We start from the raw sequence: 11,201 nt of genomic DNA on the forward strand, positions 1-11,201 counted from the left end.
GATGCAAAACGCAGGTGCACCGCTCTGGGACGATCTCCGCGTGCTCCTCGCGCTGCACCGCCACCGCAGCTTCCTCGCCGCGGGCCGGGCGCTCGGGGTCTCGACCTCCACCGCGGCGCGGCGCATCGACGCGCTCGAAGCGGCGCTCGGGCGGCCGCTGGTGCACCGGAGCAACGGGGGGACGTCGGTCGAGCCGGACGCGCTCGATCTCGTGGCGCTCGCCGAGCGGATCGAGAGCGGGCTCCACGCGATCCGGCGCGACGAGGGGGACGAGGCGTTCTCCGGGACGGTGCGCCTGTCGCTGGCCGACGAGGTCGTGCGGCCCGTCACGCAGCGCCTCTGCGAGCTCCGGCGGCTGTATCCGGCGCTGGAGCTCGAGATCCTCTCGGAGACGCGGCTCGTCGACCTCGCGCGGCGCGAGGCGGACGTCGCGATTCGCGGGAACAAGTCGTCGTCGCCCGCGGTCGTCCATCGCCTGGCCGGGCGGGCCTCGTTCGGGCTCTACGCCGCGCCGAGCTACGTCGAGCGGCGGCTGCGGGGCGCGCGGCTGCGGACGGCGGAGCTCGCGCGCCACGATTTCGTCGGCTACGAGGGGACGCTGGCGCAGACCGCGAAGAGCTCGTGGCTCATGGCCCACGGCGCGAAGCGCTTCGTCGTGAGGTCGAACTCGCACCACGCGCTCCTCGAAGCGGCGCTCCAGGGCCAGGGGATCGCGCTCATGTCCGACCCCTCGGTCCGCTCGATCGCGGGGCTCGTGCGGCTCGAGGTCGACGCGGAGCTGCCGTCGTCGTCCATTTTCCTCGCGTACCATCGAGAGCTCCGGAAGGTGCCGCGCGTGCGCCTCGTGGTCGACACGCTTGACGCCGCGGTGCGCGAGGCGCTTCGCTAGCGCGCCGCGGACCGAGGAGGCGAAAGGAGGCCCGCAATGTCGAGCAACGATGAGAAGTCCGATCCTCAGGTCATCCGCAAGCCGATCGCCGCCGAGAGCGTCCCCTGGCACGTCTGGTCGAAGGGCTCGCGCTTCGGCAGCCGCTATCGCCATCTGACGAAGGCGGTCATGGGCGACGCCTACCACGTCGGCGTGGCGATCGAGGAGCTCGCGCCGGGACAGCAGTCCTCGCCCGCGCACTACCACCTGCTCGAGGAAGAGCACATCCTCATCCTGGAGGGGCGCGCCACGCTGAGGCTCGGCGAGGAGACGCTCGAGATGTCGGCCGGCGATTACGTCTGCTTCCCCGCGCGCCAGAAGGCCGGCCACTGCCTCATCAACACGAGCGACGCGCCGTGCCGCTTCGTCGTCATCGGCGAGCAGAAGCCGGATGAGGTCTGCGTCTACACCGACTCGAACAAGATCCTCGTGCGCTCGGTCGACGAGGTGTACGACAAATCGCAGGTCAGAGACTACTGGGACGGCGAGGCGACGGGCGAGTAGCGCGTTGAAGGGCCGACAGGATCCATCGAGGCCGCTTCAGCGCCGTCGGAACCCTGGAGCGATGGTGTCGGTCATGCGCTCCGGTCGCCGAACCGTCCGCCGGCCCATGGAGGCGTCGGCTGCGGCCACCACGGCGCGCCCCTCGTCACCCGAGAGCAGCTCTCCGAGCCGCCGCCGCGCTGCGGCGGCGTGGAGCTCCATCTCGCGCGCATCGAAGCCGGCGATCGCTGCCTCGAGCTCGACGCGGGCCGCGCGGTCGTCGCCGCGCATCGACGCGACGCCGGCGCGCAACAGACGCGCGTACGCGCGCGACCACGGCATCTCTTCTGCGGCGAGCGCCGCGGCGGCACGACAGGCGGCGCGCAGGAGCGGCGCCGGATGCGCGGCCGCTTCGGCCGCGGCGAGCGCCGCGCGCCCGCGAAGATCCAGCGCCTGGATGCGCATGATCTGCACGCGCATCAACCCGGAGCTCTCGATCGCTCGCCAGGTGGCGCTCACCCGTGACCACGCGTCAGCGCCCCGGCCAGCGTACATGTCGAGGAGAGCCTGCGCGTTTACCGTGCTGAGATGCTGGATGTGAAACCCTTTTCGGAACATCCGCTCCATGGCGTCGTCCAGCTCCGGTCGCATCCGGTCCGGCTCGTCCGACGCCACCGAGATCAAGGCGTCGCCTCCCACGAAGGTGCCCAGCGACGTCGTGGCATATCGGTCGCCGTGCTCCGCCGCTTCTCTGATCCACGTGGGCAGGAGCTGCGCCAGCTGCTCCAGATCGCCAAGCATGGTGAGGCTCACGAGACAGATGACCTGTGATGAATTGATCTCCCACGCCACACCCGTGCAATGCTCACGAAATAGCTTTTCAGCCTTCGCTGCGCGCTCGCACGACTCTCTCCAGGAGAACCGAAAAGAGTCGACCGCCTGCGCGAGCTGCAGCACGCCTTCGGCGCGCGTGTAATGCAGCCGCCCCAGGATCGCGTTCGCCGCCCTGGTCGCGCGCTCCAGCTGACGTCTGTGGGATGCGCCGAAGTTTGCCGCGAACAGGGCTTCGAAGGCGACGCTGAGCGCGATCCGCCGAGGCTCGCCCGCGTCGAGCGCGAGGAGGAGATGCCGCGCGTGAAAGGCCGCCGCGCGCGCCGGCTCTGCAGTGAAGAGCCCCATGAACGCCGAGTAGCACACGTCGAGCCGTCGCAGCTCCCCAGCGTCCACCTCCTCCGGACGGCGCTCCTCGAAGTGGAAGCCCCGGAGGGCGAGCCTCGCTCGACTGAAGAGCAGCGACGCGAGCGTGCGTCGCATCGTCGCAGGGTAGCTCAGGCCGACGGAGGAGAGGACCTCCCGGAGCAGTCTTATCCCTTCCTGAGTTCTCCCGCTGACCAGGAGCTGCTCGGCGGCGAGCCGCTGGCACTGGAGGACCGAGCCCGGCGATGGGGCCATCGAAGCGCTCTCCGCTGCGCTCAGGTAGGCCTCGGCAGCCTCGGCGCCGCGGCCCGCGTTCACGAGCGCGCTCCCTAGCATCATCTGGAGCTCGCGCCGGCGCCTGCTGTCGCCTGGCTTGCACTCGAGCGCGAGCCGGTACAGCCGCGCCGCCTTGTCGAACGCGAGGGAGGCGGCGGCCTGGGCCGCGGCCTCGGCCGCGTACTCACCGGCCTTGTCCGGGTCGCCGCCCTCCTTGAAATGATGTGCGAGCCGCTCGGGGGCGGCGCGCCTCGTCTCCTCGAGCGCCTCGGCAACGGCGCGGTGGTGCGCGGCGAGCCGGACCGGCGCGACCTGCGCGGCCACCGTCTCCCGCACGCGATCGTGGTAGGTCTCCACCGCGTCCGTCGGCTCGAGCCCGCCCGTCCGCACCAGGTGCCCTGAGCGCAGCGCGGCCAGCGCCGTCTGGGCGCCGCCCGTGAGCTCGGCGGCGCGAAGCGCAGCGCCCTGCTCGATCGGTTGTCCAGCGATGGCTATCACCTCCAGCAGCCGCTGGGCATCCACCGGGAGCCCCGCGAAGCGGGCGAGGAGCAAGGCCTCCAGCGAGGCGCGCTGGCGCGCACCGTCGATCCCCGACGCGGTCGGCTGGCCGGCGCTCTGGCGCCGCGCCTGTAGGACCAGCTCTCCGACGATGAACGGGCTGCCGACCGACTCACGGGCAATCTCTGCCGCGTCCTCGGCGCGGCCGTTGCCCAGCAACGAGAGCGCGAGCGTCCGCGTGTCCTCGTCCGAGAGCGGACCGACGAAGATCCTGCGGATCTCGGCGGCGCCGGGCCACTTCACCTTCGTCGAGGCAAAGAGCTCGCGCAGGAAGGGGCTCGACGCCTCGTCCTCGTCCCGGTACGTCCCGACGACGAGCATCGCCGGAGGATCAGGAGGAGCCAGCAAGTCCGCGAGCAGGAGGGCGCTGTCACGCCCCCCCCACTGGAGATCGTCGATGTAGAGGACGAGCGGCGCCTTGTCCGACAGGGCGGAGAAGAGCTCCTTCAAAGCGCGGAACGCGCGGGTCCGGAGCTCCTGGGGGCTCGGGATCTCGTGCTCACGCCGCGGCACGTCCGCGATGGCTTCGACCATGCGCAGGCCCGGAAACACGCGCGCCAGGTCGTGAATGCCGCGCGGCAGCACGCCGGCGGCCTCCGATCGCGGGAGGCGCTTGAGATGGCGGCTCAGCGCGTCGATTACGCTGTCGAACGCCTTGAAGGGGACGGATTCGCGCTCATAGCAGCGCCCTGCGAGGAGCATGACGCCCCCGCGACCGCTCAGCCGGCTCAGGAACTGCTGCACCAACGCCGACTTGCCGATCCCCGAGCGCCCGCGGATAAACACGGACACCGCTCGGCCTCGCCGCGTGTCATCGAATGCCTGCTCGAGCGCCCAGAGCTGCGCTTCGCGCCCTAGGAACGGCGCGTTCGACACCGGCGCTTCGAGGTGATAGGGGCGGTCGGGCTTCGGCGCGCGGTCCTCGATCGCCGGCGGCTCGCCGACGACGCGCAGCACGTCCGCTCCGGTCGCACGGTCACGCGGATCGCGCCGCAGCAGCGCCATACAGAGCGCGCTCAGATCTTCCGGAATGCCTGCCGCCGGCTCGATGGGCGGCGGCTCCACGCAGCTCTTGTTGTGGATCACCGCATAGGGATGCCCCTCGAACGGCAGGCGGCCGGTGAGCGCTTCATAGAGGATGACTCCGACGGCATACCAGTCCGACGCAGCGGAGACGTCCCCGCGAAACTGCTCTGGTGCCATGTAGAGCGGCGTCCCGAGGATCAGCTGCTCCCCCGTGGTCGCCGCGCTCGTCACCTCGTCGAGGCCCAGGCTTCGCGCGATGCCGAAGTCGAGGACCACCACTCGCCCATTCCGGTCGACGAGCACGTTGGAGGGCTTCAGATCCAGATGCAGGATGCTCGCGTCGTGCAGGGCCATCACCGCGTCCACGAGCTGCTTGAGCGCGGCCCGCAGGCGCGCGACGTTCAGCTGAGGCGCTCGGGCGTCGGCCCCTCCCGCTGCAGCGAACGGCGCCGCGCTCCCAGATCCGGGAGAATCGATCCTGGATTTCGCCCCCGTCTGGACGACGGTCGTCACGAGCTCGCGCGACGCGCCCCTCCCCGAGACGCTGACCGCCGAGAGCGGCTCGGCCCTCCCGCGCACGTGCTCGGAGAGGGGCAAGCCGACGATCAGCTCCATGGTGAAGAACCAGCGTTCATCGGCGGAGATCAGCTCGTACAGCGTCACGAGGTTGGGGTGGGAGACGTCCGCGATCGTGCGAAACTCCCTCTTGAGTCGATAGATGCCCGCCGCGTCCATTCGGAGGAGCGTCTTCAAGGCGACCTCGGCGCGGCGCAAGCCATCGTAAGCGCGATAAACGACGCCCATACCGCCCTCTCCCAGGCGACCCAGGATCTCGAAGCGTTCGGTGCTCTGAAGCTCCTTGGAGCGGTCACCGTCGGAGGCGCTCTTCACACGACTGACTCCTTAATATATGGTCAGGCTCCTTCAGACATCGGCGGCTCGCTGGCCAGCGAAGCGGGTCAGCGCTGGGCGCGGCTCACCTCCTCCGCGCCGGCGCCCACGGCGAGGGGCGCCGCGGTGTTCGCGCCGGCCGAGGTGCCCGCGACGGTGGTCACGCCGGCCAGCGCGTCTCTTCTATCGAGCTCGGCGATGGCCCCGACGTACGCCACCCCCTTCACGCCGCCGCCCTGGAACACGAGGTCCTCGATCGTCAAGACGCCACCTCCCCTCAGGCCATCGTAATCCGAACGAGGCTCGCTCGTGCAGGGCTGATGGGCCACGACGCGGGAGAGCACGGGGCAGCGGAGGTGGGCTGAAGGAGGGGCGGGTAGGACGTCGAGGTCCCGCTCCTCATCCCGCCCGTGCTCGGGCCTGCCGCGGGCGCCGATCGGAGCAAGAACAGGGCCGCCTGGGCGCGGCGCTCGGCCTCGAGGGCTACACCACGCTGCTCGGCCGGTACCAGTCGAAGTTGTTGTGGAACGGAAAGCTGTTGATCCCGAGGCTGATGCTGACGTCCAGCGCGCGGACGTGGTGCCACCAGCCGACGGGGATGAAGAGCGCCTCGCCCGGCTCGAGCACGACGTCCTTCACGAGCGCCGGGCTCATCGCGTCCTGCTCCGGATCCCGGTCGGCGTACATCGCGCGCGCCCCCTCGAACAGCGACGTCTCGAACGGCGCGATCATGCGGTATCGCTTCCTGCCGTACACCTGCCCGAAGAGGATGTTGGACGTGTCGTAATGCAGCGGCGTGACGGTCCCTGCAGGGCCGAGCCACAGCGCCGAGCTGCCGAGGAGCCGATTCGCGGCGCAGTACCCGTCCGGGAGGACCACGTCGCCCAGCAGCGAGCCGAGCCTCGTCCGCTCGAGGACGCGGTTGTTGGCGACCATGTAGAAGTCGTTCGTCTCCGTGCGGGCGGCCTCGATGCGCGCGACGAAGTCGCGCAGCGGCGTGCTCTGCGTGTGCTTCGCCGCGTGCATGTCGTAATCGGGATCGCTCAGGCGTCCCGTCGTGACGTCGACCACGACGTCGCCGAAGGCCTCGGCCAGATACGCCGGCGTCCACCGGCCGAAAGCGGGCCAGCGGGTCACCACGTCGGTCAGGATGACCGGGATGTTCCCGGCGACGTAGACGTCGCGAAACTCCGCGGCAGACACGCCGGAGCGCCGCGGAATCCCCGTCGGATCGAGGGCGTTCGACGCCATCCTCTGCTTGAGCCGGACCAGCATCTCCTGCTGCCGCGCCGCCCGGGCGAACGGCCGGGCAGCGAGGAAGATGGGCGAACGGACGATCGCCGAGAGCAGCTCGCCGGCCTGCGCGGCGCTCACGCCCGCCGCCTGGAGCTGCTCCGACACCGCGCCTTCCGACACGCCGCGGAGCAGGTTCTCCGTGGCCCAGCGCCACCACTCCGGCGCAACTTCCAGCTCGCGATCACGTTCGCCCATCGTCGACCTCATCAGGTGAAGGGATGCACCGGCACGACCCTCGAGCGGCTCACTCGCACGGCTGGGGCGGCGGCATCGGCGGGATGATCTCGCCCTCCTCGCCGTCCGGCGGCGGCGGCGGCATCGGCGGGATGATCTCGCCATCCTCCTCGATGGGGGGATGCATCGGCGGGATGATCTCTCCCCCGTCGCCGCACGGCGGCGGCATCGGCGGCGGCATCGGCGGGATGATCCCGCCCTCCTCGCCGTCCGGCGGCGGCGGCATCGGCGGGATGATCTCGCCCTCGTCGCCGCACGGCGGAGGCATCGGCGGCGGCATCGGCGGGATGGCCTCGCCGTCCGGCGGCGGAGGCGGCATCGGTGGGATGATCTCGCCCTCGTCGTCCCGAGGAGGAGGCATCGGCGGGATCGCCGCCCCAGCGCCACACTCCTCCTCCGGCTGAGGCCCGGTGGTGGCCTGGTCCTCCTGACTCCCCTCCTCGACGACCGGCGCACCACAGGCCACCACGAAGACGGCCGCCGCCGCGGCGGCAGCGCGGGATACCCCACGAACCAGGGCCGCCGTTCGGGGCGGGGGCGTGGGCCGCGGCGTCAACAAGGATGCATCGTCCACAAGAAAGAACCGTGACATGAACACCTCCACGCCTGCGTCGTGCACGGCATGTGCCATTCCGTACAGCGTCCGATCTCCCTGAAGTTCGCGCTGTCGATGGCCCTGGCCCGGAGCCTCCGTCGCGCCTGGCTCAGAGTGGCTCAAGGCCCTGGCCCAGCGCTCCGCGGCGCGAGCTGGGCGCGGCGCGCGCGGTCAAGCTCGGCGCAGCGCTCGCGCGAGCGCGGCGTCGTCGACCTCCTCCTCGGCGGCGTGCTCCAGCGCCGCGCGGAGCGCGTCGTCGGCCGTGGCCTCGGCGGCAACGCGGATGCGGTCCCGCGCCTCGGGGTAGCCGGCGATGCGCAGGAGCAGGGCCGCGCCGAGCCGGCGATCCGGCGGAGAGTCGGCGTCGTCGAGGGTGTGGAGCACGTCCTCGGGGCTCAGCGCCGTGGCCCTGTAGTCGCCGGCGGAGACGAGCTTGCGGAGGTCGTCGAGCCACGCCGCGAGGTCGCGGCCGCGCCGCTCCAGCGCCTCCGCGCCGCGCGGCGCCGCGCTGCCGACCGCGGACGCGTGCGCCTCGCGGATGCGCTGCGCGAGCGCCTCGGTCAGGTCTTCCCCGGCCTCGAGCTCGACCGCGGGCTCGCCGCGCCGGCGCGCGAGCACGAGCCGATCGCCGCGCGCCTGCACCGCGGTGAGCTCGGTATAGGGGAGCCAGACGCTCGAGAACGGCCGCTCGACGCGCACGCCGTCGCTGCCCACCACGACCTCGGTGCGGCGAACGGCGCGGCGGAAGAGCCAGGTGGACCCCAGGCTGAGGGCCAGCCACGCCACCGCCAGCGCGGCGCTGCCGAAGATCGGCCTGGAGATCGCGCCGAGCGCGCCGCCCCAGAGCACCATGAAGCCCGGCAGGCCGACGCAGCCGGCCACGAGCTCGCGGTTGACGCCGCCCAGCGAGACCGCGACGCGCCGCTCCGCCGGGCCGATCCGGAGCGCCGCGAGCAGGCGCTCGCCGTCGCGCTCCCGCGCGACCTGCACCTCGAGCACCCGGCCGCCGCGCAGGTGGAGCTCGACCCGGACGCGCGGCTCGGTCAAGAGCAGGCCCGACACGATCGTGGCGCGCGGGATCGAGCGCTCCGTCGCGCCGCGGGCGAGGCGCAGCCCGGCCGCCCCGGCGGACACGCGCACGGGGCGCCTCGGGCCGAAGGCGGTGGTGCTGAGCAAGGCGCTCGCCAGGGCGAGGACGAAGGCGAGGAGCACGCCGAGCAGGACCAGGGCCAGCGTGCCGAACGCGGTCCGCTTGAGGCTCCCGTCGTCCAGCACCTCGGCGAAGACGACGGCCATCGTGCTGCCGACGAGGGGCACCACGATCGGGAGCAGCGCGACGCCCCCGAGGACGCGGCCCACGGCCTCGTAACGCCACGCGACGCGCGGGCTCGTGAGCTCGAAGGGGGGCCGGGAAGCAGACGGCATGTCGCGACCGCCGGCTCAGCTCGACCGGGGAGGATCGCCGCCGCGCGGCGCGCGCGAGACCGCATGCGCCGGCCGGCCGTGCCCGGCGAAGGCCGCTTGTGCGCGCGCGGTCGCGCGCATCGCCGCCTCGCCTGCACGCCCGCAACCGCGCAGGCGCGGCCCACTCCTCCGGTTGTGCCTGACACGCGCGGGGTTCACTGGTAGAGTCGCAAGCATCGCTTGGGCCATTCTGCGCCCTTTGTTGAGGAGATCTCCAGTATGTCCTTCTCGGCTCGTTCCTTTGCCTTCTTTGCTGCGCTTGCGCTTGCGTCCGCGGCGGCCGCCTGCGGCGGTACCTCGAGCTCCGGAAACGACGGTGGCGGGGGCGCCGGCGGCGCCGGTGGCGGCCCCGCGGGCCCGGGGAGCACCTCCTCCGGCGTCACCAGCGGCGGCGTCACCAGCAGCGGCGTCACCAGCAGCGGCGTCACCACCGGAAGCACCACCACCGGGAGCGTCACCAGCACCAGCGGCGCCACGACGGGGACCGGGGGCAGCGACGTCACGAGCAGCACGTCGACCGGCAGCACGGGTTCCGGTGGGTGCAGCATTTTCTGCTCCGACTTCGAGGGGGGCTCGCTGCCTTCCGAGCTCCAGTTCTTCCCCGAATACCAGCGCAGCAATATGGGCAACTACGTCAAGCTGGACAGCACGGGTCACAGCGGGACGGGCTCGGTGAAGGTGTCGGGCACAGACTTTAGCCAGATGCTCGGCGTCGCCGTCCCGAGCAAGTTCTGGGGCAGGGTCTACCTCAAGAGCGATACCGACATCCAGATGGGCCACAACACCTATGTCGCGGCGGTGTCCGGCACCGGCGATCCCAACGACGGCGAGGCTATCCGCATCGGCGAGCACCAGTGCCAGCTCGAGCTGAACCGCAAGAGCGACGACGCCGAGAAGCTCTCGAACGGCGGGATGTACACGTGCTCCGGCGGCGTGAAGCTCGTCGCGAACACCTGGTACTGCCTCGAGTTCTATTACGACGGCCCGGGCAGGGAGGTGCGCGTGTTCGTGGACAGCAAGGAGGTGGACGCGATGCACGTCACGGACTGGGGTCCGTACGATTACAAGCTCTTCAAGTTCGGGTTCGAGAAGTACCACGGCGGCGCCAAGACGATGTGGTACGACGATCTCGCGCTCGGGGCGGAGCGCGCCGGCTGCGGCACGTGATGCGGTAGCGCCGCGCGGATGACGCCGCGCGGGGCGGCGCTCGTCTCGCTCACGGACGACGAGATCGACAACGGAAGGTCACCCTGTCGATCTCCAGAATTTGACAAAATCGACCCTTAGTGTCAATTCTGTCGAGTGCGGCAGTCCCATTCACCGGCCGATCGCGCGCTCGAGCCAGGCGGCGCCAGCGCCGCGGGCCTTGCCTCGACCTCGCCTGTCCCGCCCGACGTCGCCGGCGCCCGCGCCCTCCGCGGGGTGAGGCTCGGCGCCGTGGCGGCGGTGGCCGCTCTCCTCGTCGTCGCGCAGCGCGCGGGCGTGTTCGAGACCTTCGGCGAGCCCGCGCGGGTCAAGCAGGCGCTCGTGGAGCTCGGGCCGTGGGGGTACGTCGCGTTCGTGGCGGCGTACGCCGCGCTTCAGCCGTTCGGCGTGCCGGGTACGGTGTTCATCGTGGCGGCGCCGCTCATCTGGCCATGGCCGACGGCGTTCGCGCTCTCCATGGCAGGGACCATGGCGGCGAGCGTCGTTGGCTTCTCGTTCGCGCGCTTCGTCGCGCGCGACTGGGTAGCGAGGCGGGTGCCGGCGCGCTTCCGCGCCTATGGCGAGGCGCTGGAGAAGCGGGCCTGGCTCACGGTGTTCGTGCTCCGCCTCGTCTTCTGGATGCCGCCCATGCTCCACGTGTTCTTCGGCGTCTCCAGGGTTCCGTTCTGGACCCATTTCTGGGGCTCGCTGGCCGGGTACGTCCTGCCCCTCCTGGCGACCGCCTATTTCGGTCCGAAGGTCTTCGACTTCCTGCGCGGCGCGCCCCCCGCGGTGTGGGTCGGCATGGGCGCGATGACGGTCGCCATCGCGCTCGTGCTCTTCCTGGCGCAGCGTTCGAAGCGGGGAGCGGGGCGGAGCGCGATGTAAGCCAGAGATCGACCAGCGCCACGCGCGCGCGGCTCGTTTCGAGGCCGTCGACAGGACCGATACGCTATCGAAATGGCGTCGCTCTTCTCCGTGCTGCTCGGTCGCTTGACGGCCCTGAGGGCCACACGCGCGGCGCTCTCGACGCCGACGCGCAGCAGAAGCGCCCATCCAGATCATGGT

The 11,201-nt window shown here is 71.3% G+C and carries 9 protein-coding genes; 4 read left to right on the plus strand and 5 right to left on the minus strand.

Annotated elements, in window-relative coordinates:
• Window position 1 precedes the first annotated feature (1 nt).
• Window positions 2-889, plus strand: a complete 888-nt coding sequence (locus tag WMF33_RS38100) for a LysR family transcriptional regulator (protein WP_437333197.1) — start codon at window positions 2-4, stop codon at window positions 887-889.
• 36 nt (window positions 890-925) lie between these two features.
• Window positions 926-1,432 (plus strand): cupin domain-containing protein, encoded by a 507-nt coding sequence (locus WMF33_RS38105; protein ID WP_437333198.1) that lies wholly within the window; start codon window positions 926-928, stop codon window positions 1,430-1,432.
• 36 nt (window positions 1,433-1,468) lie between these two features.
• On the opposite strand, the gene WMF33_RS38110 is transcribed toward WMF33_RS38105, so the two are convergent.
• From WMF33_RS38110 to WMF33_RS38130, 5 genes are all read right to left on the minus strand, one after another.
• Complete coding sequence (locus tag WMF33_RS38110) at window positions 1,469-5,359, minus strand: serine/threonine-protein kinase (RefSeq protein WP_437333199.1); 3,891 nt, start codon at window positions 5,357-5,359, stop codon at window positions 1,469-1,471.
• A 68-nt stretch (window positions 5,360-5,427) separates the two neighbouring features.
• A complete protein-coding gene (locus tag WMF33_RS38115; RefSeq protein ID WP_437333200.1) occupies window positions 5,428-5,622 on the minus strand; it encodes a patatin-like phospholipase family protein in 195 nt (64 codons plus the stop codon).
• Window positions 5,623-5,842: 220 nt separating this feature from the next.
• A complete protein-coding gene (locus WMF33_RS38120) occupies window positions 5,843-6,850 on the minus strand; it encodes a cupin-like domain-containing protein (protein ID WP_437333201.1) in 1,008 nt (335 codons plus the stop codon).
• Window positions 6,851-6,899: 49 nt separating this feature from the next.
• Entirely contained in the window at window positions 6,900-7,508 is a 609-nt protein-coding gene (locus WMF33_RS38125; RefSeq protein WP_437333202.1) for a hypothetical protein, read from the minus strand.
• 147 nt (window positions 7,509-7,655) lie between these two features.
• Window positions 7,656-8,909, minus strand: a complete 1,254-nt coding sequence (locus tag WMF33_RS38130; protein WP_437333203.1) for a hypothetical protein — start codon at window positions 8,907-8,909, stop codon at window positions 7,656-7,658.
• Between the two features lie 258 nt (window positions 8,910-9,167).
• On the opposite strand from WMF33_RS38130, the gene WMF33_RS38135 reads away from it, so the two are divergent.
• Together WMF33_RS38135 and WMF33_RS38140 are read left to right on the plus strand one after the other, a co-directional pair.
• Entirely contained in the window at window positions 9,168-10,115 is a 948-nt protein-coding gene (locus tag WMF33_RS38135; protein ID WP_437333204.1) for a hypothetical protein, read from the plus strand.
• A gap of 135 nt (window positions 10,116-10,250) precedes the next feature.
• Window positions 10,251-11,021 carry a TVP38/TMEM64 family protein gene (locus WMF33_RS38140; RefSeq protein WP_437333205.1) on the plus strand — a complete coding sequence of 257 codons (771 nt, stop codon included), beginning with the start codon at window positions 10,251-10,253 and terminating at the stop codon, window positions 11,019-11,021.
• The last annotated feature ends 180 nt before the right edge of the window (window positions 11,022-11,201 follow it).

It is taken from the genome of Sorangium sp. So ce394 (genome assembly GCF_051474665.1).
Taxonomy (GTDB): Bacteria; Myxococcota_A; Polyangia; order Polyangiales; family Polyangiaceae; genus Sorangium; species Sorangium cellulosum_D.

What these genes read in the sequence shown, in the direction of transcription:
- WMF33_RS38105 (WP_437333198.1), top strand. Translation starts at nt 926, where the DNA reads ATGTCGAGCAACGATGAGAAGTCCGATCCTCAGGTCATCCGCAAGCCG.
- WMF33_RS38100 (WP_437333197.1), top strand. Translation starts at nt 2, where the DNA reads ATGCAAAACGCAGGTGCACCGCTCTGGGACGATCTCCGCGTGCTCCTC.
- WMF33_RS38130 (WP_437333203.1), bottom strand. Translation starts at nt 8,909, where the DNA reads ATGCCGTCTGCTTCCCGGCCCCCCTTCGAGCTCACGAGCCCGCGCGTC.
- WMF33_RS38135 (WP_437333204.1), top strand. Translation starts at nt 9,168, where the DNA reads ATGTCCTTCTCGGCTCGTTCCTTTGCCTTCTTTGCTGCGCTTGCGCTT.
- WMF33_RS38120 (WP_437333201.1), bottom strand. Translation starts at nt 6,850, where the DNA reads ATGGGCGAACGTGATCGCGAGCTGGAAGTTGCGCCGGAGTGGTGGCGC.